Below are 26,620 nucleotides of genomic sequence, written 5' to 3' on the forward strand. Positions count from 1 at the left end.
AGGCAATTCAGTTGGCATTTGTCCGAGCGGCTTCTTTGGAATCCGCCCGATACGCTGCCTGTTGTTGCTTTAACGCTGCGAATTCCTCATCAATGCTGTTTTCTCCGGTTAAAATGCGGGAAAAGCCACTGCAAATAGCGCCTGCCATGCGTTGCTCCCCGCGCGAGGGTATGCCTCCGCATACGCCCGTGCGAGTTTGCAGCAACGCGTCGTCCAGTGCCGCGCCCATAAAATGTGTGCGGTAAATTTCCTCAATCTCTTCATCCATATAGGCGGGCATCATCTGCTCCTCGGCCATAATCCGCGCCCCCTCCTTGCCTGTGACAAAGCGGACAAACTCCCACGCCAGCTCAGTTTTCCGGCTGCTGCTGTTGATGCATACACTGGTAGGAACAACCGCGCACTGCGAGGCATCCATCCCCTCCCAAATCGGCTGCAGCGTCGCGCCCCAGCGAAAATTAAACAGACCGTCCTTAAAATTGCTCGCCAGATAGTTTAAGTACCACGTGCCGCCGACATACATGCCGTATCGTCCGGTTTCAAACTGCCGCTGCTGAATATTCTGCGCCAGACAGTCCCCGTAGAACGGTGTGGTACCGTCCTCGGACTGCATTTGCAGCATCAGCTCCAGAATCGGGCGCAAATGCTCCAAATCGCCGTCCAGATAACGGAACGCTTGTGTGCGTCCGGCCGCAATCCACTGAATTTCCATCGGCAGCGTCATCGCGGCATAGGTGTCCGGCTTGTCCAAGCGCTCCTGCAGTGCGAGCGCGGTTTGCTGATACTCCTCCCAAGTCATCTGCGCATCCGGATATGGAAGCCCGGCCTGATCGAACAAATCGCAGTTGTAAATCAGCACATAGCGATCCATTCGGTATGGAATGGCATACTGCACGCCGTCCTGCCGAAACGCTTCGATATACGGATACTCCGACGGCTGCACCCCATTCTGCCGCATCAGCCCGTCGAGCGGAAGGGCCTGTCCGCTGTCGCAAAGCTGCCCAAGCGTGGTCATGGTGCGGCAGAACATTACATCTACCTCTTCCTCGCTGGTCAGCAGCGATTCAAGCCGCTCATCATAATAAGCATCCGAATAGCTGATGACCTGCACCTCAACCGAGGGATACTTTTGCTCAAAGGCCTCGACCAAATGCCGGTCATAACTGGTGCGGTCGTAATCCCAGAGGGCGACGGTCAGCCGCTGCTTTTCCGCCTGTGCGCGCGGCCACAGATAAGAGTCCCCCGAGCAGCCGGACAGCAGTACCAGCAGCGTCAGACCCGCGGCGATTCGCTTGATAGGCAACTTTCTCGCTCCCTCTCCTGATTTCGGTATTCCCCCGGGCTCATGCCGGTCATCCGCTTGAAAATGCGGTTGAAATAGTACTTATCCTCATAGCCGACGCGATAGCCGATTTCATAGACCTTTTCATTGGTCGTGCGCAACAGAAGCATGGCCTGCTCGATGCGGCAGCGCGTCAAAAGCTCGGTATAACTGCATCCGGTGTGCTTTTTGAGCAGTGCACTGAGATAGGTCGGACTCAACCGCACCAGCTCCGCCGCCTGCTGCAGGGGCAGATTTTCCCGATACCGCGCGGCAATCAGCGCCTGCACCTCGGCAACTGCTGTTGAATGCCCAACCTCCCGCTCACGACCAACGAATGCGGACAAATCGCCGTGCAGCAGGTGCAGCCAATCGAGCATCTGCCGCAGACTTTCCAAGCCGACAAGCTGCTGATAATCGCGGTAGGAGTGCACCAGCACGCCTTGAATCGGCAGTCCGTTGCGCTCAAAATACTCCTGCAACATGTAAAACAGTTCAAGCGCGATACTGCACACGACCTCACGGCTCAGATTGAGCACGCGCAGGTCGTCGGTCAGCTGACGGAACATCAGTGCAAGCTTGTCGGCGTCACCCAGCATCAAACCGTCCTGCAGCATAGCGCGGACACCCGAAAGGCTGTAGGTCTCGTTTCGGATTTCGGGCAGGCGGTCGCTCCACGTAATCACGCTGTCATGGTCAATGTAGAAGCGATAGGACAGTGCCTCGATCGATTCGCGGTAGGCGGTCTGGATACCCGGAATCTCAGCCCGTCCCTTGCCCAAACCAATCACGCAGGAGATGTTCAGGTATTCATACAGCATGCTTTTCAGCCGCACCGCGGCCTTGCGCGCGAGTCCGTCGCACTGCTCCTCGGGATGCTCCTCCCGCGAACAGGCGAGCACGTGAAACTCGCCCGTTTTCCCGGCAAAGCTGTACGCCCAGAAATCACTGCCGACAATCTCCTCGGCAATGTTCATGACCGAAAAGCGCAGCGTATGAAATTCCTCGGCGGTCGTGTCCTCAAAGCGATACAATTCGCCGACCTTCAGCGCGAAGCAGTAAACCGGCGAGCGGTCAAGGCGGATGCCGAGCTCATCCATCGAGCGATGCAGCTGCGCTTCATCGGTGTAGAAGCTACTGACCACATCACGCAGAAAATTCTGTCGCAGCAGTGCGCGGCTCTGCTCCGTGGCAAGCGCGCTGCCGCTGGGCGCGCCCTGATTGAGCCCCTTTGCCGCGATCTCACGCAGGCAGCGCATCAGCTCCTCCGGGTCGAGATTGAGCTTGAGCAGGTAGTCCTCCGCCCCGAGCTTAATCGCGCGTTTGACAAGGCTAAAGTCGTCGTACCCGCTGAGCACGAGCACACGTCCGTCAAACTTGCGGCGCGACAGCTCCTCGAGCAGACCGATTCCATCCATGTCGGGCATTTTAATGTCACTGATGATGATGTCCGGATGACGCTGCTCGGTCAGCGCAAGCGCCTGCCGTCCATCCTTGGCTTCACCGACGAGCAGAAACCCGTTGCCCTCCCAGTCAATCAGCGACTTGAGCCCGACGCGGATGATTGTGTCATCGTCCACAATTAGAATCCTGATTTTACGCACCTTACCCCTCCTTTCCGTTTTTCATGCGCAGCACAGCCGTCACGCGGGTGTATTGCCCGACTTCGCTCTCAAACCTAAGACCGCAGTCCGCTCCGTACAGCATTTGCAGCCGGCGATGCACGTTGCTCACGCCGATGTGCCGTCCGTCCTCCTCGGGCGACGCGGTCAGGGACTGCAGCTGATGCGATGCAATGCCCGCGCCATCGTCCCAAACCGAGACCTCAAGCTTGTCCTCCCGCGCAGCCGCGCACACGGCAATCCGACCGCCGCGTCCCGCCACCTCGATGCCGTGCTGAATGGCGTTTTCAACCAGTGGCTGCAAAATGAAGCGCGGAAGCATGCAGTCTCCCAAGGCCGGGCTTTCCAGTGTAACCTCATACTCAATATTGCCGCGATAGCGAATATTCTGGATATACACATATTGCTCGAGCAATGCGAGCTCCTCGGTCAGCGTCACGGTTTCATCCGCACTGCCGAGACTCGAGCGCAGGATGTTGCCCAGCGCTTCCGTCATATTCTGTATGCCGCGCGCGCCCTGCATGCTTGCCATCATTTTGATTGAATTGAGCGTATTATAAAGGAAATGCGGGTTAATTTGCGCCTTGAGCATGCGAATTTCCGCCTTGCGTTTGTCTTCCTCCTGCTGCATGCGCTCGTCAATCAGCCTCTCAAGATCATGCTGCATTTTGCCGATGCTTTCTTCCAGGCACACCAGTTCATATTCGCTGCCGCAGGCAAGCTTACGGCTGAAATCGCCCTGTGCGATGTCGTCGACTGCCTCGACCATACGGCTGATTGGCCGCGTGAACCTGCCCGACAGGTAGCCGGACAGCACGACCGCCGCCAAAACCGCAAGCAGCAGCGTCAGTACCGCCGCACGTCCCAGTACGATAATCTGCTCGTCCATCTGAGCGGCGGGCACGGCATCGACCAGTATCCACGAGGGCGCAGTGCTCCAACCGCGGAAAAAGACGTGGTTTTCTCCGCCCAACCGCTCGGAAAAGGAAAAATCGGTCTGGTTTTCACGCAGACGGGCAAACAAATCGTTCTCCATCGCGCCGGACGACTCTGCCCAGCGCACATTGGACGCGAACACCTTACCCTCCGCGCTCATCAGACAGATTGCGTCGTTTTCCAGTTCCATCGCGCTCAGGCACTCGCGCACGAACAAATCGTCCCGAAACAGAATGACCAGATAGCCCAACGTGCTGTCTATGCGCTCGTCCTGAATCCGCTGACAATAGGGCAGCACGGCCTTATTCCGCGACAGGGACGTGAAATTCTCCCGAATCTCCTCCCAGCGGGCACGTTCCGCAGATGCATCTGTGCAGAACGCGTGACAAAGCGCCGAATAATCCACGAGCGATGCTTCTACGCCCACGCGGATGTCGAGACCGTTTTCACCGATCAAAAACAGCGACAGCACCGATTCCGTAACCGGAACATAGCGGAACTGTGTGTTGAGCTCCTCAATCACCGCCCGTTTTTCCGGCGAAAAACGCTGTGCTTCCTCGGGTGCAGACTGCATCAGCGCGCGCACCATCTCATTGCGGCAAAGCTGGTTTGCAAACTGCTGTACCTGCCGTGCCTGTCCCTCAACCATTTCAATCGCGTGGCTGATTGACTGCTCTCTGCTGCGGATGGTGTTTCGCTCAATCAGCGATTTCTGCGAGGTGAAGTAGTATACGCCGAGCAACAGCGAGGAAATGACCGCGACCAGTACAAAGTACACCATCAGCTGCCGCTTGAGCGTTCGCTTTTTCGTCTGTGGCCGCATGTTCGTCCCCCTCATCCGCTTTTGTTCATTGTAGCATTATCCGAGTAAAATGAAAAGCGCGGGCTGTGCTGCCCGCGCTTTCCCGGGACCAAACCTGGTTTGTCCCTCCCTCTCTTCTTTTTCCTTGTGCGTTATGCGGTGTACGTCAGCACGCCCGCGTCGTTTCTGCTGAAATGCGAGAACCAGTCGTTCCAAACGCGCGCCGAATGCTCCGGCATGGTCGCGTGCGGCATATAATCGACGATTTCCGCGCGCAGCATGGGCACACCGTCCTTCTCATACGTCAGCGTATACCAGCGGCCGTCCTGCGTGTAGGCGCTGTTGTTTTTCCAGTTCGCGCCGACTGTGCTCCAGTCAATCGAGCCGTCGCAGCCGTTCAGGGCGAACCACTTTTCGAGCGTTTTGCCCGAATTATTTGCCTGTGTGGGCGGAACAGGGCAGATTGCATGCTCGGTACCGCCCTCGGTGCCTGCCGCGATGTAAACCGGCACGCCGCCGGCAGCCGTCATGGCCTGCTCGTCCAGGCTGTCGTAAACGTAGTCCTTGAAAATAAAGCCTGACAGCGGTGCGACTGCCGCGAACATATCGGGGTTGCTCAGGGCAAGTACATGGGTCATCTGCGAGCCCCACGAATGGCCGGTCGCATAGACGCGGCCAAGATCCACGTCGTACGTTTGATCCAAATCGGCCAGCATAAACTCAAAGAAGCCAATATCGTCCATGCGGGTGGGATCCTGCGACAGATTCCACGCCGGGAAGGGTGCGTTGCCGTTATCCGAAATGTTGCCGTTGATTGCGGAAGGATAAATAATGATGCACTTTTCTGCGTCTGCAACCTTGTGCCAGTCGGACTGTCCGGCGTACACGCCGCCGTTCAGCGTATAGCCGTGGCTTGCAAATACAACGGGCACATCCTGCGTCGATGTGGTCACGCCATCCGGCACATAAACATACCACTCGCGCATCCAGCCGCCGACCTCTTCGTAATGGCGGGTCATGTCCAAATCGGCAATCGGGTCAAGCGTCATGCGCAGATCGCCGCCCGGGTCGGCCATCCAGCGGCGCACACCGAACAGGAAATCGTTCCAGACAGTGCTTTCGAGATTGGCGGGCGCGCTCGCGCTCTCCCAGATGCGGTAGGCTTGCTTGTCGCGGTTGTCGGCGAATTCCTCTGCTCCCAGCGCGTCTGTACGGACATATTTGGTGATACCGTTGTCCACCGTGCCGTCTTCGGTGATTTTATCTGCGGTCTTCCAGTAACCCAGCGTATCGGGGTCAGTGGTCGTGCCTTCATTGATAATCCAGACCGGCAGCGGCAGCGTATTCTTCGGAATGACGCTGTTTTCGTCCGAATAGCCGTTCAGGCTGGTCGCCATTTTGGTGTTATGCGCGGCAAGCCAAGTATCATCCGCTGCGTCTGCGCCGACCGTGGTCAGTCCTGCCCAGACGGCTGTCTGATCCATCGCGGCCATCTGCGCGATGGTGCCGCCCGCGCCGTAGCCGACCATATAGTTTTTCGCCTCATGGATGCAGTACATCGTGCGGCCGGAGGCGGCGGCGTAAACCTTGTTGACATACTCAATGTCCGCGGCAAGATTGTCATACGTCAGGCCGTCCAGACCGATGACGATGAACTTCTCCTGCTGCTTAGACCAATCAGCGTCAATGGCCTCAGTATCCGTGCTGTCGGCCAGTGCCGTCCACTTTGCAAGCGTTTGAGCCGCTTCGCCCTGATCGGGCAGCACGAATACGCCCGCATTCGATTCGCGTGCGCCATCCGGCACGTAGGAGGTAAAGGTACGGGTCGAGCCGTCGTCCATTGATACGGTTTCGGTATGTGTGCCCGCGTAGAGCGTTGCATAAGGGTTCATGCGGTCAATCGCGGTGCGCACGGTCAGGGTATAGGTCTGCTTGGTGCTGCCGTCTCGCGCGGTGACTTCAATCGGGATTTCCCGGTAGCCGTTATGCAGCTCGACAGTCGCCTTGACACCGCTGAGGGCCTTGCCGTCTACCTTGACGCTCGCGCCGGACGACATCGCGGTCGGATAAACATCCACCGATGCCGTGCCGACAGGAACTTCGGCGACCAGCGCGTTCTGTGCGCCGACTGCCGAACCGTCGAACGCGTGTGTGCTCGACAGGCCAACCATCCGGTTTTCTGTCTCGCCTGCGACCGTGGTCTTGAGATTGGCAAGCTCGGATACCGTCATGTAATCCTGTCCGCCCAACGCGGTCGCCTTCTTGCCGTTCATCACGATGAAGTGTCCGGTGCCGCCGTTTGCGTAACGGTCACCTGCGAAGGAGGCGCCGTCCGAGCTTGCGGTGTTGCGGACGGATACGCGCATCGCCTTGTCCGGGCCGTAATCGACGATGTTCTGCGCCGCTGCGATGACCGTATCCAGATGACCCGTCAAATCGCTGATGACATAGTCGTCATGGCCGGTCCAGGTCTGCATTGCATCGAGGTCAATTTCACCCGCAGCGTCAAGCGCGGTCATCTTGTCCTTGAACACGCGGATGCTCGACAGCAGCACGCGCACGTCATTGGACGCAAGCGTGAGCGAATCGGCGACGCTGCGGCGGTTGCAGCCAAGCGCATCGGACGAGTAGAGAATGTTATGCGTCTTGTCCAGCAGCAGCATGCTGCCGGGCGTATGGCCGGGTACAAAATAGTTTTCAAGCTCAACGCCGCCAAGGTCAAAGGTGAAGCCTTCGTCGATGAAGGTGAAATCACTGTCCTCGACCGTTTTGTCGTTGATGAACAGTTTCGCCATCGCCAGATCGTTTTCGTTCATATAAACCGTGCGGTCTGCGTCGACGAAGTCACCGATCTGCGTGGTGTGGTCGGGGTGCCCGTGGGAAATATAGAGGTCGACCTCACTCGTGTCCGCCAGCGTGCTGGCATAGGTATACAGGTCTTCCGCACCGGACGGCGCCATGCCCGCGTCAATCAGCAGCGCCTTGTTTGCGCCCTTAATCAAGTACATTTTATCGCTGTCATAATCGATGACCTGCCAGACCTTCATGCCATCCTGCTCGTAAAGCACACGGCTCTTGTGCGCGTTTTTGCTCATACGGTCGATGGTATATTGGAAGGTGACAACGTCGCTGTCGTCCATGCCCGCCTTTGCGGCATAGGCCTTGAGGGTGACATTGGTCTGTTTGGCCGCGCCGTCCCAGCTGTCGCCGGTGTCGTCCGCGATTGCGATCAGCTCGGCAACGTCCGCGCCGCCAGCACCCGATGCGGCCTTAAACTTGGTCTGGTCATACACCTTGGCGGTATTTGAGGTCTTGGGGTCGGTGCCGTCAAGCGTATACTTGACGGTCGCGCCCTCGGTGTCCGAAAACAGCGCCATATACTGCGTTACCGTGTAGGTGCCCGTCGTATCGGGGTAGAACGGGTCTTTATAGTTGTCGTAATCGGTATAGGTGACCGGCGCCGCCGCCTTGACGGAGGCGTCCTTGTTCACCTTGACCGTGTAGGTTTTGGTGTCCGTGCCGTTCGGCGCGGTGCAGACGACGGTAAAGGTGTTTTCCGCCGCGGGCAGTTCGACCGTGACAGCCTGACCGGACGGTGCAGCCTTGCCGTTTATCGTAACCGTGCCCTTGGTTGCAGCCGCAGTCGGAACAATTTCAATGGTTGCGGCCGAGGTGCCGACGGTGGCAGTAAAGGTCAAATCAGTCTTGCGGCTTGGGGCGGTGCCGTCCGTCGGATACTTCCAGTTGACATTGATGCCGAAATTCGGGTCGTCCCACAGCAGGTTGCCAGACTCGCCCGGCATATGCACGGACAGGTTTGACAGATCCGCGAGCTTGTCCTGATTACCGTCGCGATAACCGTCTGACAGGTAGTTGGTCAAATCCACATTGATTCCTACCCAGTTGATGTCGTTCAGCCGGTCGCCGACCACGACAGTACGAGTGGTTTCGATTAGGCTGGCCATTGTGCGCAGGGTCGGGGTCATCGAATCCTTACCCTCGTCAACGACCCTCTGTGTCGCGGCCATCAGATTGTCAAGATAGCTGCCCTGACCGTCGAGAACCACGTCGTTGTGACCAGTCAGAATGCGCTTTACCGTGCCGAGACTTTCAATGCGCTCAAGTGCGATTTGAAGCGAGGACAGATAAACGTCCATCGGGTCTGCAAAGATGTATGGATTATTCAAACTTGCAAACTGCATCCAGAAAGAGTCGGTGACATGTGCGCGGTTGTTGCCGATCTGATCGGTCGAAAACAGGTTGCCGGTTTTGGTGTCGAACAACATGATACCTGCTACCTGATGACCGGGCAGCTCAATTACATCGAACTTAGTGCCGCCGAGGTCATAAACATCGCCGTTTTTCAGCAGGCTAATCTGCGCCTCATAAGCGGCATTTGCTTCGGACTGGTTCTGATAGGTACCGGACTCCACGCCGTATTTCAGCACGAAGTCGCGAAGAACTTCCTTGCCGCGCTGGTTGACATAGACCTTTGCGCCAAGCGCCTTATTTTCCTCGCACAGGAACTGGTGCGTCATTTTTACATGGTCGCCATGCGGATGACCAATCACAAGGTCAATGGGCTTGCCAGGGCCGACGATTTCACGTGCCCTTTCGTACAGCTGCGCCTGGTCATTAACGTCAAACAGGCCTGCGTCTAGAACCATGGCGCGATTTTCGCCCTCTACCAGATACATTTTGTCGCTGTCGTAATCCTGAATGAGGGTGACATTCGGGACGTCTTTGCCGTTCCAGTCCTTGGGCGCACTAACCTTGAGTTCGTGGTGTGGAATACTGGTGACGGTATAGTTCCAGTTCGAAACCGTGCTTGTCTTTCCGTTCTCGACTGCGATGGCCTTGATGTTATACGTATTTTCCACCGGGCCGTCCGCACTGGCTGCGGGCCGCGCAATCTCAATCTGACCGTACTGGTAGGTTTCAAACTTGGTGCTCGCGGTCGTCGGGGTCGGCGCTGCGTCCGCACCCTCCGCGATTTCATAATAAATGTCCGCGCCCGACTGTGCGGTCAGCGTGACGGCGTAGGTCATGTCATAGTCGAACACACCAAGACTTGCGGAGGTTTCCTGTCCCTTGGGCAGCGGATATGCGTCCGGTGCGGAGGGGGCGGAAGAACCACTGCCGCCTGAGCCGCCCGTCGTCGAACCGCCCGTTGCTGTGCCGGTCGTCTTGAGCGTCGAGCCGCCGATTTTCACAACCGTACCCTCTGTCTTGCCGCCATCCAGCGTGACTTCGCCGGCCTTGCCGCCCAGAATCAGTCCGCACTTGATGGTCACGCCCTTGAGCACAACGTTCTCCGCCTTGACAATCACAAGACCGTCGCCGACCGAGGCAACCGTGCCCGACTGTACAATGTAATCCGAAATCATGTTGTCGAGCAGTTGAATGACCTCGGCACGGGTGATATTGGCCTGCGGGTCAAACCGGTTTCCCGTCTTGCCGCCGACGTAACCCTTCGCCGCGAACGACGCCACGCTCGGCATCGCCCATGAAGAGATCTGCGCATCGTCCGCAAACCCGGCCGATGTGCCGGCTGCGTTGATTTTCAGCGCACGTGCCATGACGCACACCGCTTCCTCACGCGTGATCGGATCGAGCGGACGAATCGCTCCGTCGTAGCCCTGCATGACACTTTCACGCGCCGTGCGGAGCACCGCGTCGGTGTAGTAATCCTCCGGCAGGTCGGTAAAGGTGTTTGAGCCTGCGGTCTGATAATCGAGCAAGCGGTCTATGACAACCGCCATATCCGCCCTTGTGATCGACTGATCGGGCTGAAACCGGCCGTTATAGCCGCGAATCAGTTCATATCCGCTCCATTTTTCGATCACGCTCTCCGCCCAATGACCCTGCGTGTCCTGAAACACGCCCGCCGCGCCTACTGACGGTACCATCACCACCAGCATCACGACTGCCAATACAAAAGATAGCGCTCGTTTTACTTTCATGTTCTTCCTCCTCTTCCACTTCAGTCCCTTGCTGTTACGCCATCATTATATCGAGCCGACGCATTTGTGGAAATGCAGGGAAAACGGATTTGTTGTCCATATCCATGATTTTACCCCCACACCTTGCAAACATCATCCGTGCTCGTTGCACAAATCAGTGATTTATTGTCTTTTAATAGGTTGGTAAGATGCTTACGTGGCTATCGCCTTTTATATCGCAGTTGTGCGCTCTGTGTTTAAGACAGAAAAAAAATCCGCATCTCACATTGCTGCAAGATGCGGATAATGAAGATTTTTCCCTGTGTTTTCGATACTTTTCCAAGCTCTGCGATTCCGTTAGCGGCGTGTGGGCTGTCCGGCCATTTTGGCACGCAGCCATGCTTCATCAATCGGGTCGATGACATTTGCTTCGACCGTCAGGAAGGTTGAAGCCATCGAAGCCGCATGCTGCAGCGCAACGCGTGCAACCTTCGCCGGATCTACGATGCCGGCATCCCTCATGGTGACATACTGACCGGTCAGCACATCAAATCCGATTCCATTGCCCTTCTTAATCGCTTCGGCAGCAACCACATTCCCGTCATACCCAGCGTTTTCCGCGATTTGCTTGATGGGCTCATCCAATGCTCTTGCAATCAGCTGTGCGCCAACACGCTCATCGCCTTCCAGCTGCGCCGCATATGCCTGCACCGCCGGAATGGCACCGCAAAGCGCCACGCCGCCGCCTGCAACGATGCCTTCGTCCAACGCGGCACGAACGGCATTGAGCGCATCCTCAATCCGCGCCTTTTTGTCCTTCATTTCCAGCTCGGAAGCTGCTCCGACCGAGATGACCGCCACTCCGCCTGCGAGCTTGCCCAGACGTTCCCGCGCGCGGTCTGCTGCAAATTCGTCCTTTGCTGCCGCAAGCATGCCGCGCAGCTTTTCGATTTCCTCCGCAATTGCCGCTTTATCGCCGGCGCCGCCGACCAGCACGGTTCGATCCTTCATCACCGTGACCTTTTCGGCCTCGCCCAGCATCTCCACGGTCGCCTTGCTCAGGTCATAGCCGGTTTCCGCCCGCACAACCGTAGCGCCGGTCAGCAGGGCCAGCTCGTCAACCAAGGCTTTTTTTCGCTCGCCGAAGCCCGGCGCCCGCACCGCAACCACATCAATCGCGCCCTGCAGCTTGTTGATAATCAAAGCCTTCAGCGCTTCTCCCTCTACGTCCTCGGCGACAATCAGCAGCTTTCTGTTGCGCTGCGCAACCTGATCGAGTATCGGAATGACATCCCGCATGTCGCTGATTTTCTTATCCGTAAACAGGATATAAGGATGCTCCAGAACGGCTTCCATCTTCTCGGTGTCGCTTACCATATGTTCTGAAAGATATCCTTTATCAAACTGACTGCCCTTGACAATGCGGTAGGTGGTTTCCATTGTCTTGGATTCCTCAATGGTAATCACACCGTCTCGTCCCACCTGCTCCATGATTTCACCAATCATTTCGCCGGCTTGCTCATCCGCACCGGAAATGGCGGCCACCTGTACAATATCCTTTTTGTTTTCCAATTTATATGCATTCCCGCTGATTGATTTCACAGCCACATCCACAGCGCCCTGAATGCCTCGGCGGATGCCCATCGGGTTTGCTCCGGCCGCCATATTCTTAATTCCTTCGCGAATGATGGGCTGCATCAGCAAAAGCGCCGTTGTTGTGCCATCACCGACTGCATCGTTCATTTTTGTTGCAACTTCTTTGAGCATCTGTGCGCCCAAATTTTCTGTGATATCGCTTAGTTCAAAATCTCTTGTCACACCCGAACCCTCGTTTGTGAGGATCGGCTTGCCGGAGGGGCCGTTGACAAGAACGTTTCTGCCCCTCGGACCTATCGTTGTTTTTACTGCGTCGGTCAATTGGTCCATGCCTGCCTGCAGTCCGTTTCTGGCATCATCGCCGTAGTATAAATCTCTCGCCATTTTAACATCTCCCTGACGGCTGTCGGCCAAATAGGCACGCGGCTTTTCGCCGCATGCCTACCGCCTCACCACTTACCTATTCTTTCAAATCAGACCTTTTCTTCTACCAGCTCCCGTTCCTTTACTTCTTCCAATTTTTCATCCTCTTGGAGAATTTCTGCCCGCTCTTCCGCTTCCTGCAGCGCAATAATCTGCGCGTGCAGACCAATCCGATCATCATGCTTGAGCCACTTCAGCAGCCCAATCATGGTTCCTGCCAGAATAACGAGGAAGGGCGCCGAAATAATGATTGCAATATTTTTAATCGCCGTAAACTGCGCACCGGCCAGAATAACCGACATCGGAATGATTGCAAGCAGCACACAGAAGAACAGACGCAGCGCCATTTTCGGCGTGCCTCTCTTCGTTACTGTTTCGGCAAGCGCCAGAGAAGCGGAGTCCATGGACGGGGCTACAAACCCCACAATCAGAATCAGGATCAGCAAGGGCAGCAGCGTACTGCCAAGCGGCAGCGCCTTCAAAATGCTGTAAATTGCAACGTCGCCTACATTGCTGGCCACCAGGCCAATCACGTCTACCTCGCCGCTCAGCTGCGTAAAGATAGAGAAGCTGCCGTTGACACCGAAAATCGCGATACCTCCGGCCGTCATGATGAACATCGTGTAAATCGCGACCTCCCGGATGGTTCTGCCCTTGGAAACCTTCGCAATAAAGATACCCATCATTGCTACGTAGTTGAGATAGAAGGCCACAAAGTAAATGGTCCAGCTCTCAACAAATCCCGTATTGTTAATAGGATCGGTAAACAGCGCCATTCTGGGCAGTTTCTCCAGCATGTGACCAAAGGAGTTGACGATGTTCTTCAAAATGAAGGTCGTCGGCCCCATGAAAAGCACATACAGCAGGAAAACGACACAAACAATCGAAGCGATGTTGCTAATTGTCTGCATGCCCCTTTTGGTGCCTAGGAACGAAGTAATGGTATAAACGATTGCTATAAATACTATAACACCAATCTGCACCGCAGGGGTAGCCTGAATTCCAAATAATTGTGTCAGACCGCCGGTTGCAAGCGGCACGGCCAGACCCAGCGAAGAGCTGAGCGCGCCCAGAATGCCGAAGATAACCAGAAAGTCAATGACCTTGCCGATGACCTTCTTGCCCTTGACCTTTTCGCCCAGCATCGCGCAGCAAACCGCGCTCGTCTGGAAGGAAGAGACCTTTCTGACATACACGCCATAGGCGATTGCTACGCCCATGATGGTGTACATGGACTGGTTAACAATGCCCCAGTGGAAAAACTGATATCCAAGCGCCGATTCCATCGCCTCAACGCTTCCTGCTGCCATGCCAAGACCCGGCGCCTGATAATAGCTCGCCCATTCGGTAAACGACCAATACAGAGCGGCGGAAGCAAGCGATGCCAACAGCATCATCGAAAAATAACTGAAATTGGAGTATTCAGGCTTGCAGTTTCCAAGCCTTACCTTTCCGTATTTGCCAAAGCAGAAATAAAGTCCAATGGCAAATGCCACGAACGCGATAACTTCAAAAAATGGTCCAAGTCCCGAAATCATCATGTTAAAGAATTTGGTGATGGCGTTTAGTGTGCCATCGGGATTCAATATCATGAAGGCGATAAATGCGATAAGTATTGTCACGCTGAGAACGATAAGGCCAACTTCTACATCTGAATTCTTGCTTTTTTTCGGATTATTTTCCATAGTGTTGCTCGCCTCCCCATACTGGTATCTACAGTCATGTTATTAAAAGCGATCTCATGAGGTCTGTGATTGGTCTGCTGGTTCTGTTCTCTACATCATACCCTACATATACGGACTCGCACAAGAGGATAAGTTCCTCTTCGCCCTGACGGTATATTTCAAAGTACATGGTAAAGCTCTTCCGACCAATCTTTATTTTGCTGATACCGACTTCAAGCATGTCTCCTTCATAGGCACTTGAAACAAATTCATAGGTGGACTTTTTGTGACACACCTCCGAGCCATGCTTTTCTGCAAGCTCTCGGTAGGAGTACCCTCTGGAACGAAGAAATTCGTCAAACGCCAAGTCGGTATATGCCACATAATTTCCATTGTACACAATGCCCTGTCTGTCTACTTCTCCGAAGCGGACCCGAACCGGGCAGAAGAAAATGCAATCATGTCTCATTTTGGCTCTCCTCGCTTCTTTCTGTTCTCCTTGATTTTCTTCAAGCGCCTTAATGCCGCATTCGAATTCAAAGAGCGTTTTCTTACCCGGTGCGTCAGCGCACCAAAGGCACAGACATCTACGCAGTATCCACAGTTGATGCATGTCTTAAATGCATTGCTTACCGCCTTTGGATAACCGGCTTCATCCGTCGTAATGACGCGCATCGGGCAAATATCAACACATGCATTGCATTTTACGCATTTTGTTTTATCCGAAGAAATCAGTTCCACAGAAATATCCCTTTCAAAAAATCCATCTAACACTCTTTTGCCTTTTCTTCAGGCAATGAGCATCAGATGGATTATTCGTCACACCCAAAACAATCATCAACCTGCTTGATGCACCGCACCATCTGCGATCAGGCAATCAATCCTCTCCTGACTGTACCCCAGTCCCTTAAGAATCTCGCTGCTGTTCGCCCCAGGGAAACCTGCCGCTGAAGCATCCGGATTTACCGGTGTTTTGCTGAAAAGGATGGGCGTATTCGTAACGGTATACTCGCCTACGCCAAGCTGATTGACTTTGGTTATTACATTGAGTGCTTTTGTTTGTGGGTTGTTATCAAACTCCTGCAGCGACTGCACCGCGGCCGCAGGCACGCCCGCTTCTCTCATCAGGCTTTCAATCTCATATCTCCCCATGACGCTCGTTGCCTGTTGTATTTCCGCAATCAGCGCGTCCCGGTTCTGCACCCGCAGCTCATTGCTGCAAAACCGTGCATCTGCCGCAAGAGCGTCCAGCTTTAGCGCGCGGCAAAGCGCCTGCCACTCTTCGTCCCGGGTCACGGCAAATACCACATTGCCGTCACTTGCTGTAAATTCACCGTAAGGCGCATACCACGTATAATGGTTTCCGCTTCGTTCGGTAAATTCTCCTGTCAGAGAATGCTCAAGCACCGGTGACTCGCACATATAAAATGCACAGTCGAGCATGGCGATGTCCACGCGAAGTCCCTTGCCGGTTTTCTGCTTATGGAGCAATGCCATAGACAGTCCGCGCAGCAGCTGCAGACCTGCCCAGGTATCGCACATCGAAAAACCGGGCTTAATCGGCGCGTCGCCCGCCTGACCGCTCTGCGCCACAAGTCCGCTCCGCGCCGCAGCAATGATATCCATGCACGGCAGATGAGACAGCGGACCGTATGTACCAAAACCGGATATCGATCCGTAAATCAGGCCGGGATTTACCTCAAGCATCTGGTCATAACCGATTCCCAGCTTTTCGAGCGTACCCGCCTTGAAGTTCTCTATGACGATATCTACCTGTGCGACCAGATCCAGAACAACCCGCTTGCCCTCTTCCGCCCGCATATCAATAGCAATTCCCTTTTTCCCCCGATTGTATTGGCAAAAATATAGACTGACATCGTTGACGTACGGTCCATATTCACGGGATATATCGCCCGCGCCGGGGCGTTCGATTTTGATGACCTCTGCCCCCATATCTGCCAGCATCATACCACAGAACGGCGCAGATAAAACTTGAGAAAAATCAAGAACTTTAATCCCGTTGAGAGGTCCCTTCTTCATGTTTCACTCTCCTTCACTCGTATTCTCAGGCCTATCCGGCAGCACCTAGATGATGCCTTCATGCTGCAGCTGCTGAAGCGCTGCGGAATCCATTCCCAACGCGGCATACAGCTGCTCGTTCTGTTCTCCAACGCCCGGTGCCGTGCGCAGGGGTTCCTCCTCCTGGCCGACAAACTTGACCGGCTTGCCCGGCATTTCTAGTTCGCCAAGATTAGTATCCTCTACGGAAACAATCATGTTTCTCACCTGCAGCTGAGGCTGTTGCAGCGCTTCCTTTGTTGTGCTGCACATTGTACCCGGAATCAGCGTGTTGTCGCAGATATCTGCAATTTCCTGCATGCTGTACGCGGAAAACAGCTCCTCCAGCTTCACGCGGAGATCGCCGAAATAGTGGTAGCCTCGGACGAGGTTGGAGCAATACAGCTCATCATCCTTCCATTCCGGACGACCGAACGCATCGCAGAATTTCGCCCACTGCGCATCCGAAGAAATACCCATTGCAACATAGCCGTCCTTGCATTTCAGGATATCATATGGGTTAATCAGCGGATGGGCATTGCCGGTGCGCATGGGATCTTCCTGCTCTGCGCCATAGGTAATGACCTTATCTTCCGAAATGGCAATGGCAGAACCGCAAAGCGTGGTTTCTACCATTTGGCCTTCTCCCGTATTTCTCGCGTGATAAATCGCCAGACACAGGGCGGAAGAAAGGAAACTGGCCGCATAACGCTCCGCAATGGAAAAGCCGATTCGGGTCGGCGGGTTTTCCGGGAAGCCGGTGAAGTGCATTACGCCGCTCTTCGCCTGCGCAATCAAATCATACTGAGGAACATCGGCTCCTTCGCCGGTTGAGCCGTATGCTGAAATGCGTCCATATACGAGAGATGGTTTTATAGCTGATAAGGTTTCATATCCCAAGCCAAGTTCCTGCATCATGTTGGGAGGGAAATTTTCTAAAATGACATCGGCCGTAGCAACAAGCTTTTTGAAAATTTCCTTTCCATCAGGATGCTTTAAATTGAGTGTGATACTCTTTTTTCCACGATCGCGGAAGGCGTGATGGATACTGGCACCATTTTTCAATGGTGCCAGCGTCCTCAACGGATCTCCTGCTGGAGACTCTACTTTAATAACCTCCGCCCCGTAATCAGCCAATTCCATCCCGCAGTAACCGGAAAGTGTCATTAAATCGAGCACTTTTATGCCTTCTAAAGGAAACATAGCAACCTCCTATTACTGTGAGAAGAATACTCTACGGTGGTTTTACTCTTCGTACGCCCAGCCGGTGTACAGCTCTACGCCGCGCTTCTTGATCTGGCCGCCGATAACGTTGCGCTGAATCTCGGAAGTGCCTTCCCAGATACGGTCAACGCGCTGGTCACGCCACAGACGCTCTACCGGATTCTCTCTCATGTAGCCGCGACCGCCCAGAATCTGAACGCCCTTGTCGGTAACACGGTTTACCATCTCGGAGCACCACAGCTTGATCGCGGAAGCTCTTGCATGCTTCAGCTTGCGGTCCATATCGCCGGAAATCTCCCAGCATACACGGTACAGCAAGCTCTTCGCTGCCATGATATCCATGGTCATGTCAACCAGCATATGCTCGATGACCTGATAATCGCGGATGACACGGCCGCCCTGAACGCGCTCTGCCGCCCATTCGTTCGCAACCTTAAGTACGCGCTCTGCACCGCCTACGCAGCGTGCCGCGATGCCCAGACGAGCTTCTACGAACCAGTCCTTGGTCATATTGAAGCCTTCGCCGATGCCGAGCAGAATCTTGGACTCGTCAACAACGACGTCCTCGAAGGTGAATTCGGGATGCTTAAACGCAAAGTGATGGGTAAACTCAGGCGTACGCTTGACGCTGACACCCGGTGCGTCCTTCTCAACGAAGAATACGGTCGCCTTGTTCGGGTCGCCGTCGATGTGTGCATGCACCAGAATGAAGTCAGCAACGTTACCAACGGTTACGTACCACTTCTCACCGTTGATCTTGTAGCCGCCGTCGCACTTAACAGCAGTCGTCTGGCACTGGGACGGATCGGAGCCTGCGTCAGCTTCGGTGATGGCGTATGCATCGCGGCGCTTGCACTGGCAGGTCGGAATCAGATATTCGTCGATCTGCTCCTGCGTACCGAACTTCATGGGGTAGGAAGGCTGCGGAACCGCATCCCAGATAGCGCCGGTCGACATACCGAGCTGCTCGCTGACGAGCATCTGCTCAAACAGGGTCATGCCCTGGCCGCCATGCTCCTTGGAATGGTTGGTTGCATTAAAGCCCCACTCCATAACCTGATTGTTAATGTATTTGTGTGTTTCAGGAGTAATACCATTGTTCTCCTCGCACTCCATCTCGTACGGGAACAGTACCTGCTCGGTAAACTCTCTTGCCTTCTCCTGCAGGGCGCGATGCTCTTTGCTCAGCGTGAAATCCATAGTAATGCTTCCTTTCTCCATTGAAGTTTGAATTAGTCCGGTGTCGGTTAGTCCACTTTAGGTTAGTCCGTTATCGGATGATTCCATTATATATATTAGAAAAAATAAGTCAAGCATTCTCTGGGTATTTTATGCAATTTGTATGTTTGAACAAAAAACATCAAGGAATTTGTACAGCGCGGAAGGTATGACCAGCGTATGTATTTTCTTGTCGAATCCACAGAGCGCCGTTTTCTCTCTGCAAACGCACATCATACAAGCTCGGACTATTGACAGGTGCGCCGCAAGTGCGATAAAATAAACAAAAAAAGAGTAAGGGGAAAGAGATTGATGGAAGCTTGGCGCAACGATCTGTTCGACCGGTTTTACAGAAGCTGGAGCGGAATAGATGCCGCTTATGATAAGATTGCAGCCGGATGCGGTGTTACCTCCAATATCATGAACATTCTTACGCTGCTCTACAAGCAGCGCACGCCGATGACACAGAATGAATTAAGCCACGAACTGCATCTGACCAAGCAGACCGTGACAAGCGTACTGGACAGCTTGGAAAAGCGCGGTCTGGTCACCCGCAGCATTGCGGAGGGCGACCGGCGCAGCCGTGTGGTCGCGCTGACCGATGAGGGGCGCGTATCGGGTCGGCGAATCGGCAGGGCGATGCGCAGTGTTGAGTTATCTGCGTTTGCAATGCTTTCCGACGAAGAGCAGCAAGCGCTGGTGGACAGTATGGAAAAGCTCTGGCACGGCCTGGCGCAAGTTTTAGAGAACGAATAAATCGAAAACGATAAGATGCAAAATCTCTGCCCCTTGTTTTAGGAGCAGAGATTTTAATCTGCAGCAAAGTCGCTGCAGGCGACTGTAATAGGAAGGGATTGCGTGATAAACGCAATCCCTTCCCCATTTTATCACTATAAATTGTTTTTACAGACCGGCATAAGTCCCTCAGCGAAATGCCATCGGCAGCCTCGCTAGTCAGTAAACTTCCCCTTGAAGAAATTTTCATTCCCAAGCTTCTTTGCCGTCATTCTGAACATCACACAGCCATCCGGACACACAACATCTTTGCTGTATTTCCCATTACCGCCTATATTCTCCAAGTCTCCGCCGCTTCTGACGGCCTCCATAATCGGGAACATCGTCATCATTACTTTGGAGCAAATGCCCTGCCCCTCTGCGTTGACAGGGCAGCCATAGGTACAGGTATATCGGTCGCCGATTTCCTCACCGTTTCGGCAATACCGCTCCGTGTGGCTGCCGCGCAGAAAATCGATGACCTCGATTTCCCATTCGTATTCCTCATCATACCATTTTTTCATGTTGCACCTTCCCCGTCGTTTTATCGGATGATTTACGCGAGCGCGCGGTACAGGAATGTCGCAATCTGACCGCGGGTGCAAATCGTGTCCGGCTCAAATGTGGTATCCGACATTCCCTTTGTAATGCCTTGATTCATTGCCCACGCAACCGCCTGTGCATAGTCGGACGTTGCAGCAACATCTGTTAGCACTGCAGCCGGCGCAGTCTTGGGCGATCCTGCAAGCTTCCAGAGGAAGGTTGCCATCATGGCGCGGGTGCAGGGCACGGATTCATTAAACGTTCCTCCGGCAACCATGCCGTGGTCAAACGCCCAACGCGCCGCATCGTAACTGAACGAGCTCCGGTCTAAATCCGGGAACGGGTTTGCAGCCGTTGGCTGCGGCTCACCGTTTGCCCGCCATAGGAAGGTCAGTATCTGCGCCTGTGTACAGGTCGCCTCGGGAGAAAAGGTTGAGGAGGAGGTGCCAAGTGTGATGCCTTTCTCCACTGCCCAGGTAACCGCATCGTGATAATAGGCATCGGCGGCCACATCGGTAAACTTGCCTACGGCAGCGGGCTTGTCCGCTGTGCTGCCGGTAATTTCCACAATTGCGCCGCAGCTTCCGGCAAGCGCTTCTCTATTCGCCTGAACATAGTAAATACCCGGCTGAGACAGGGCCACTTTAGCACCCTTGTGGTACTGCGGCAGTTCTTCCGCGACCGGTTGACTCGCTAAAAAATTCTCGATTGAAACCGTTTTCTCTGCATCGCCCTCCCAATAGGTTACCAAACCGTCGAAGGCTTGTACATCCTGCTGCGCAATCGTGTACTGACCGCTGGCAGCAATAAAGCTGGCGTGGTCGACTCCAAGCCCCACAATGCCAAACGATGCTGTTCCCGCCGTATCTGCGGCAGGATCCATGCCTTCCATCAGCATCACGGTGATAGAATCGCTGCTGCTGTACGCCGGGCAGGTTGCGGTGTAGTTTCCATAGGCACTGGTAAAGAACACCGTAGCAGTTCCCGTTTTCGTAATGGCACTGCCCATCAGGGACAGTTGTCCTGTTTCGTCAGACTCAACCGTGCCGCTTTCGGCACGATACCCATCCAGCAGCACACGCTGATCCGCAGCCGAAGCCGATACCGCCAGTGTCGCCATCACCGCAAATGCCGTCATCCATCCGAGTGCTTTTTCCCCAATGTTGTCATCGTAATTTACCCCTTTCCCTTGTTGAGAACCGTGACAATGAACGAGTTGCCACATTGCTGGGATTAAGGCAAGTATACTGTAATATTTTTACTTTGTCAAATCATCCGATTGGCATATCCTGCGCCGATTTCGGTGATGCATGGATGGTTGTGCTTTGTAGGCGGAGTACCGAAAGCTTATTTCAAATATGCCTTTGGGGACATGCCGTACTCTTCGCGAAAACTGCGGGAGAAATGTGAATAATCGGAGAAACCGCATTGAATCGCAGCCTGTGTGGCAGACGTGTTTTGCTGCAGCAGATTGCGCGCCGCCATGAGCCGCTTCTTTAATATATATTGATGCGGCGTCAGTCCGGTATAAGATTTAAACTGACGAATCAGATGATATTTGCTCACGAAAAACTGCTCTGCCAGCAAATCTAAGGAAAGCGGTTCTCCTAAATTATGATTAATATGATTGATGATTCCGCTGACCTTTTCATCATAAATCACGTCATCCATTTCACCATGTGTGCCGAGGCGTGCACGGTTGAGATAGACCAGCAGCTCCCGAATAAAGCATCCGCGCAGCAGGTCGCGTCCATAGCCGGTGTCATCGTCGAGACCCTCCAGCAGACTCAGCACCCGGAGGATGGCTTGCAGCAGTTCTGCGCCCGGGCGCAGCAAATTACGGTAATGCCGCGCGGAGGAGTCGAAGCAGCGCCCCAAGCTGTCGTCTCCCAGTGAGTGCAGGTATTCATTGCTGATCCAAACCACATACCGCTCATACGGCCTATCGTTTTCGACGACCGGGCGATGCAGCTCGCTGCTGTTTGTCAGCACGAGATCCCCCGTGCGCAGGCGGTAGGTCTTTCCTTCCACCTCGTAGGAAACATTGCCGGAAAGGAAAAGCAGCACTTCGCAGAACGTATGGCTGTGATACTCTATATGGAGCGGTGCGTTGCTCAGGCTGTGCGCCATCTCAAAGTCACTCGTTTTCATAAACTGACGCTCGTCAAAAGCTTTCCCGCGGCGAGACATCACCGCACCCCCCTTCTTTGCAGAACTTGCGCTCTGCTTCTAGTTTAAATTTGGTTATTGTTTAATTCAAACTAATATCGCGACACAAATATATGCAATATAAACAATTCGCAAATTATATTCTCATAACAGAGCAAGGATACCCTCGCAATTTTAGCCATGTTTTTAAGCAATTTTATCTCTGTTTTTTCCAGTCAAAGGCGATATAATGAAGGCATAAAAAGTGAACCGCAGGCGTGGCCGGCACTGCCGGACAAAAAAGGTCTACGCCATCACTTTTCTCGCAGCCTGTCCCCACCAAGGCGGCTGCGAAACACCGGATTCTAGGCGCACTGCAGAGCGCTTGAATAACATTTTTCAAAGCGACCGAAGCGGCAGACGTGCCGCCTTAAGGCGCAAAGGGGGAACGATCGTGGGACTTTTTCTCAGTATATCAAAAAATTTCATGAGATGCAATGCAGTACGTTCCACACTTGAGAAACCGATAAAAAGGAGTGTAAAACTATGAAGCCTTTTGGTATTCGTGATAAAATCGGCTATATGCTCGGTGATTTCGGCAATGACTTTTTCTTTATGCTCTCCAGCAGCTTCCTGATGGTATTTTATACGCGTGTGCTCGGCATCAACAGCGCAATTGTGGGCACGATGTTTCTGGTTGCGCGCTGTATTGACGGCTTTACCGATGTCGGCATGGGACGACTCGTTGACATGTCGAAGCCCGCAAAGGACGGAAAATTCCGTCCCTGGATCAGACGTATGTGTGTGCCGGTTGTGCTGGCGGGTATGCTGATGTTTATCCCGGCAGTCGCAAGCCTGCCAATGAATCTGCGCATCGTTTACATCTATTTCACCTATCTGCTGTGGGGCAGCGTTTGCTACACCTCCATCAATATCCCTTATGGCTCGATGGCATCGGTTATCACAAACGATCCGGTTGAGCGTGCGGCGCTGTCCACGTTCCGCAGTGTCGGCGCATCCCTCGCTGGTGTTATTATCAATGCGGTCGTGCCGCTCGTCATTTACATCACCGCGGCAGACGGAAGCAAGATTGTTGCGGAAAACCGCATCATTCCCATGGTACTTATTTTCGGCGTTTGTGCGCTCACCAGCTATATTCTTTGCTACAAGATGTCCACAGAACGCATTCAGGTTAAGCGCGATGCGGCGCAAAAGCTCGATCTCCGTGTTACACTCAAGGGCATCGTCCATAACCGCGCGCTGATCTCCATCATTGCGGCGGCGATTATCCTGCTGCTTTCGATGCTCATCTCCAACACGCTCAACAATTATCTCTATCTGGAATATTTCAAGAACAGCCAGGCGCTTTCTCTGGCAGGCTTCTTCGGCGCGGTCTGCGCGTTGCTGCTTGCCCCCTTCGTCGGGAAGATTATCGCGCGCTTCGGCAAGAAGGAAGCAGCCGCTGTGGCGCTGCTGTTCACCACCGGCGTCTATCTGCTGCTTTTCATCCTTCGCTTGACCAATCCGTGGATATTCTGCCTTTTCGTGTTCGTCGGCGGCTTTGGCTCGGGTCTTTTCAACCTTGTCATCTGGGCATTCATCACGGACGTCATCGACTATCAGGAGATTATCACCGGTTCGCGTGAAGATGGCACAATTTATGCGGTCTATTCCTTCGCCCGCAAGCTCGGTCAGGCACTGGCCGGCGGCCTTGGCGGCTGGGCACTGGCCTTTGTCGGCTACCAGTCCTCAACGGGCGGCGCGGCAGTTGTGCAATCCTCGGAAACGCTGAGCGGCATTTATACAATGTGCACGCTGGTCCCCGCAATCGGCTATGGCCTGATTGCGCTGATCTTGATTTTCTGGTATCCGCTGGACAAGAAACGGCTGTCCGAAAACGTTGCGACCCTCGCAGCCAAGCACGCCGCACAGAATTAACCGACGGACAAAGAAGAAAACATTCACACCGCCGACGAAACGCCCCGCGCATTCCGGCGGCTGAGCAGGCTCATATCAGAAAGGAGAAACAACAAACATGCTTTATCCCAAATTAAATGAGGCGCGCGCCCTGATTGACTTATCGGGCATTTGGAATTTCAAATTGGACGATGGCAGCGGTTTCGGCGACCACTGGGAGCGCGCACAGCTGACCGACCCAATGACCATCGCTGTCCCCGGCTCGTATAACGATCAGAAGGAAGGCATCGACTTCCGTGACCATTATGGCTGGGTGTTCTATCAGCGCACCATCGAAGTGCCGCAGATGCTGCTGGAGCAGCGTGTCCTGCTGCGGTTCGGTGCGGTCACGCACTTTGCCAAGGTCTATCTCAACGGCGAGGTTGTTTGCGAGCACAAGGGCGGTTTTCTGCCGTTCGAGGAAGAAATCAAGCAGTTTTTGCGCCCCGGAAAGAACCTGCTGACTGTAGCCGTTGATAACACGGTCAACATGAGCACACTGCCTGTGGGCAGCGAATCCGGCGGCAATATGGTCGGCGGCGGACTGCTGCCGGAGATTCCGGGTGTGAAAGCACGCAAGCAGAACGCCCCGAACTTCGATTTCTTCAACTATGCAGGCATCACACGTCCCGTCAAAATATACACTACGCCTGAAAGCTACATTGCAGATGTGTCGTTGGTGCCGTCCGTCGAGGGCAGCGCAGCACGCGTGGCATATGAAGTTGCGGTCGTCGGCGCAGGCGAAGTCACATTGACCGTGCGCAACGAAAACGGCGAAGTTGTCGCCACCGCCTCCGGTGCGAAGGGCGAATTCATGATTGACAACGTGCATCTCTGGCAGCCGATGAAGGCGTATCTGTACTCAGCAGAGGTCGCCTTTGGAACGGATCGCTATGAGCAGTCGTTCGGTGTGCGTTCGATCGAGGTGCGCGGAACGCAGTTCCTCATTAATGGTGCCCCCTTCTATTTCAAAGGCTTTGGCAAGCATGAGGATTCCTATTTCCACGGTCGCGGATTGGATGAAGTACTCAACGTGAAGGATTTGGCGCTGCTGTGCTGGCTTGGAGCAAACTCCTTCCGCACCAGCCATTATCCTTACTCCGAAGAAATGATGGATTTGTGCGACCGCGAGGGCATCGTTGTTATCGATGAAACCCCGGCAGTGGGCGTGCACGCGAATTTCGGCGCAATGGCAACCGGCACTCCGCGCGATACGTTCAAGGTGCTTAATGTTCGCGAGCATCATGAAGAGGTCATCCGCGATATGATTGCACGTGACAAGAACCATCCATGTGTCGTTATGTGGTCGCTTGCGAACGAATCGGACACCACGACCTTCCCGGACAGCTCGGTTGAATACTATGGCGCACTTTATGATTTGGCCAAGGCCTGCGACCCCGCGAAGCGCCCAACCACAATTGTCGGCGTGCAAAACGAATACCGCAAGGATAAGACGCTGCCAATGATGGATGTCATCTGCCTCAACCGCTATTATGGCTGGTATATTTACGGCGGCGACTTGGAGGCCGCAAAGCAAGCACTCCAGATGGAGATGGATTATTGGCAGAGCATCGGAAAGCCTGTCATGTTAACCGAATACGGTGCAGACACGGTCTCCGGGCTGCATCTCGCCACACCGACCATGTTCTGCGAGGAATATCAGGTAGATTTCTACAAGATGGTGCACGACGTTGTCGATGGCTGCCCGTTCTTTGTGGGAGAGCAGCTTTGGAACTTTGCAGATTTCGCCACCATTCAGGGTACAATGCGTGTGGACGGCAACAAAAAGGGCATTTTCACCCGCGACCGCCGTCCAAAAATGGCAGCGCATTATCTGCGTGAGCGCTGGCTGTCCATCCCGGATTTCGGCTACAAGGCATAAGATCAAAAACCACTGCATTTCGCTCTGAAATTGTTCTAAACTACCTTGTCATCGTATTCAACCGAAAACGCATCATAAAAAGAGCCACCCATTGGATTGGGTGGCTCTTTTGGTGTGACGAACAAACAGCTTGTATGGGGGTGTGAGAGAAGTGAGTCGTATAAAAACGGTATGCGGAGTAATGACACATATTTAGTTTTAAGAAAGATGTAACTTAATAAATCAACGATTGCTGTTGTAATCCTAAATAAAGCGCTGTGAGACAAGTCCGTTCGTTATTCACACTATATGAAATTGGGAAAACGCACTGCGTCCGCCCAGATTTCATTCATTATTTGTATTTAAAATACGCCTGCTCCATCGCCGTATGTACTGCCGTGCAGCGGCGTTCATTTTTATTTCCATTTGCCCATCCCCAGATAGTCGTTGGTCTTCTTGGTGGCTTCCTCCATGGTGTCCTGCATGCACAGCGCGGCGCGCACGCCGTCGAGCGTCTCAGGAATGGTGACCG

17 protein-coding genes are annotated in these 26,620 nt (G+C 54.0%); 3 read left to right on the forward strand and 14 right to left on the reverse strand.

What is annotated here, in order from left to right; genetic code table 11:
• Positions 1-7: 7 nt before the first annotated feature.
• The 11 genes from QOX26_RS11380 to QOX26_RS11430 form a co-directional block, all read right to left on the reverse strand.
• Positions 8-1,303 carry an ABC transporter substrate-binding protein gene (locus tag QOX26_RS11380; protein ID WP_283675099.1) on the reverse strand — a complete coding sequence of 432 codons (1,296 nt, stop codon included), beginning with the start codon at positions 1,301-1,303 and terminating at the stop codon, positions 8-10.
• Positions 1,273-2,925: a response regulator gene (locus QOX26_RS11385; RefSeq protein WP_283675100.1), complete on the reverse strand. Its 1,653-nt coding sequence runs from the start codon at positions 2,923-2,925 to the stop codon at positions 1,273-1,275. The genes QOX26_RS11380 and QOX26_RS11385 overlap by 31 nt, the downstream gene beginning before the upstream one ends.
• Position 2,926: 1 nt before the next feature.
• On the reverse strand, positions 2,927-4,702 hold the full coding sequence (locus tag QOX26_RS11390; RefSeq protein WP_283675101.1) for a sensor histidine kinase: 1,776 nt from the start codon (positions 4,700-4,702) through the stop codon (positions 2,927-2,929).
• A 131-nt stretch (positions 4,703-4,833) separates the two neighbouring features.
• Positions 4,834-10,644 (reverse strand): S-layer homology domain-containing protein, encoded by a 5,811-nt coding sequence (locus tag QOX26_RS11395; RefSeq protein WP_283675102.1) that lies wholly within the window; start codon positions 10,642-10,644, stop codon positions 4,834-4,836.
• A gap of 336 nt (positions 10,645-10,980) precedes the next feature.
• Positions 10,981-12,603, reverse strand: coding sequence for a chaperonin GroEL (groL, locus tag QOX26_RS11400; RefSeq protein WP_283675103.1), 1,623 nt, complete (start codon positions 12,601-12,603; stop codon positions 10,981-10,983).
• 89 nt (positions 12,604-12,692) lie between these two features.
• Entirely contained in the window at positions 12,693-14,327 is a 1,635-nt protein-coding gene (locus QOX26_RS11405) for a BCCT family transporter (RefSeq protein ID WP_283675104.1), read from the reverse strand.
• A 34-nt stretch (positions 14,328-14,361) separates the two neighbouring features.
• Positions 14,362-14,775 carry an acyl-CoA thioesterase gene (locus QOX26_RS11410; RefSeq protein ID WP_283675105.1) on the reverse strand — a complete coding sequence of 138 codons (414 nt, stop codon included), beginning with the start codon at positions 14,773-14,775 and terminating at the stop codon, positions 14,362-14,364.
• Positions 14,772-15,047 (reverse strand): 4Fe-4S dicluster domain-containing protein, encoded by a 276-nt coding sequence (locus QOX26_RS11415; RefSeq protein ID WP_283675106.1) that lies wholly within the window; start codon positions 15,045-15,047, stop codon positions 14,772-14,774. Before QOX26_RS11415 ends, QOX26_RS11410 begins: the two co-directional genes overlap by 4 nt.
• Positions 15,048-15,143: 96 nt before the next feature.
• Positions 15,144-16,346: a CaiB/BaiF CoA transferase family protein gene (locus QOX26_RS11420; protein WP_283675107.1), complete on the reverse strand. Its 1,203-nt coding sequence runs from the start codon at positions 16,344-16,346 to the stop codon at positions 15,144-15,146.
• Between the two features lie 45 nt (positions 16,347-16,391).
• Positions 16,392-17,567 (reverse strand): CaiB/BaiF CoA transferase family protein, encoded by a 1,176-nt coding sequence (locus QOX26_RS11425; RefSeq protein WP_283675108.1) that lies wholly within the window; start codon positions 17,565-17,567, stop codon positions 16,392-16,394.
• 42 nt (positions 17,568-17,609) lie between these two features.
• A complete protein-coding gene (locus tag QOX26_RS11430; protein ID WP_283675109.1) occupies positions 17,610-18,788 on the reverse strand; it encodes an acyl-CoA dehydrogenase family protein in 1,179 nt (392 codons plus the stop codon).
• Positions 18,789-19,118: 330 nt separating this feature from the next.
• Between QOX26_RS11430 and QOX26_RS11435 the strand changes: the two genes are divergently transcribed.
• The gene (locus tag QOX26_RS11435; protein ID WP_283675110.1) at positions 19,119-19,562 is read left to right on the forward strand and encodes a MarR family winged helix-turn-helix transcriptional regulator; all 444 of its coding nucleotides are present in this window, start codon (positions 19,119-19,121) and stop codon (positions 19,560-19,562) included.
• Positions 19,563-19,756: 194 nt separating this feature from the next.
• Here the strand turns inward: QOX26_RS11435 and QOX26_RS11440 are convergent, their stop codons facing one another.
• The 3 genes from QOX26_RS11440 to QOX26_RS11450 form a co-directional block, all read right to left on the reverse strand.
• Positions 19,757-20,104: a TIGR04076 family protein gene (locus tag QOX26_RS11440; RefSeq protein WP_283675111.1), complete on the reverse strand. Its 348-nt coding sequence runs from the start codon at positions 20,102-20,104 to the stop codon at positions 19,757-19,759.
• 32 nt (positions 20,105-20,136) lie between these two features.
• Positions 20,137-21,261, reverse strand: coding sequence for an S-layer homology domain-containing protein (locus QOX26_RS11445; protein ID WP_283675112.1), 1,125 nt, complete (start codon positions 21,259-21,261; stop codon positions 20,137-20,139).
• Between the two features lie 209 nt (positions 21,262-21,470).
• On the reverse strand, positions 21,471-22,274 hold the full coding sequence (locus tag QOX26_RS11450; RefSeq protein ID WP_283675113.1) for an AraC family transcriptional regulator: 804 nt from the start codon (positions 22,272-22,274) through the stop codon (positions 21,471-21,473).
• A gap of 543 nt (positions 22,275-22,817) precedes the next feature.
• On the opposite strand from QOX26_RS11450, the gene QOX26_RS11455 reads away from it, so the two are divergent.
• Both QOX26_RS11455 and uidA read left to right on the forward strand, forming a co-directional pair.
• Positions 22,818-24,209 (forward strand): MFS transporter, encoded by a 1,392-nt coding sequence (locus QOX26_RS11455; RefSeq protein ID WP_283675114.1) that lies wholly within the window; start codon positions 22,818-22,820, stop codon positions 24,207-24,209.
• Positions 24,210-24,306: 97 nt separating this feature from the next.
• Positions 24,307-26,109: a beta-glucuronidase gene (gene uidA, locus QOX26_RS11460; RefSeq protein ID WP_283675115.1), complete on the forward strand. Its 1,803-nt coding sequence runs from the start codon at positions 24,307-24,309 to the stop codon at positions 26,107-26,109.
• Positions 26,110-26,620 lie beyond the last annotated feature (511 nt).

It is taken from the genome of Butyricicoccus sp. Marseille-Q5471 (assembly GCF_951230135.1).
GTDB lineage: Bacteria > Bacillota > Clostridia > Oscillospirales > Butyricicoccaceae > Agathobaculum.

What these genes read in the sequence shown, in the direction of transcription:
- QOX26_RS11410 (WP_283675105.1), bottom strand. Translation starts at nt 14,775, where the DNA reads ATGAGACATGATTGCATTTTCTTCTGCCCGGTTCGGGTCCGCTTCGGA.
- QOX26_RS11395 (WP_283675102.1), bottom strand. Translation starts at nt 10,644, where the DNA reads ATGAAAGTAAAACGAGCGCTATCTTTTGTATTGGCAGTCGTGATGCTG.
- QOX26_RS11455 (WP_283675114.1), top strand. Translation starts at nt 22,818, where the DNA reads ATGAAGCCTTTTGGTATTCGTGATAAAATCGGCTATATGCTCGGTGAT.
- QOX26_RS11450 (WP_283675113.1), bottom strand. Translation starts at nt 22,274, where the DNA reads ATGAAAACGAGTGACTTTGAGATGGCGCACAGCCTGAGCAACGCACCG.
- QOX26_RS11430 (WP_283675109.1), bottom strand. Translation starts at nt 18,788, where the DNA reads ATGGATTTCACGCTGAGCAAAGAGCATCGCGCCCTGCAGGAGAAGGCA.
- QOX26_RS11440 (WP_283675111.1), bottom strand. Translation starts at nt 20,104, where the DNA reads ATGAAAAAATGGTATGATGAGGAATACGAATGGGAAATCGAGGTCATC.
- QOX26_RS11425 (WP_283675108.1), bottom strand. Translation starts at nt 17,567, where the DNA reads ATGTTTCCTTTAGAAGGCATAAAAGTGCTCGATTTAATGACACTTTCC.
- QOX26_RS11445 (WP_283675112.1), bottom strand. Translation starts at nt 21,261, where the DNA reads ATGACGGCATTTGCGGTGATGGCGACACTGGCGGTATCGGCTTCGGCT.
- QOX26_RS11420 (WP_283675107.1), bottom strand. Translation starts at nt 16,346, where the DNA reads ATGAAGAAGGGACCTCTCAACGGGATTAAAGTTCTTGATTTTTCTCAA.
- uidA (WP_283675115.1), top strand. Translation starts at nt 24,307, where the DNA reads ATGCTTTATCCCAAATTAAATGAGGCGCGCGCCCTGATTGACTTATCG.
- QOX26_RS11435 (WP_283675110.1), top strand. Translation starts at nt 19,119, where the DNA reads ATGGAAGCTTGGCGCAACGATCTGTTCGACCGGTTTTACAGAAGCTGG.
- QOX26_RS11390 (WP_283675101.1), bottom strand. Translation starts at nt 4,702, where the DNA reads ATGCGGCCACAGACGAAAAAGCGAACGCTCAAGCGGCAGCTGATGGTG.
- QOX26_RS11405 (WP_283675104.1), bottom strand. Translation starts at nt 14,327, where the DNA reads ATGGAAAATAATCCGAAAAAAAGCAAGAATTCAGATGTAGAAGTTGGC.
- groL (WP_283675103.1), bottom strand. Translation starts at nt 12,603, where the DNA reads ATGGCGAGAGATTTATACTACGGCGATGATGCCAGAAACGGACTGCAG.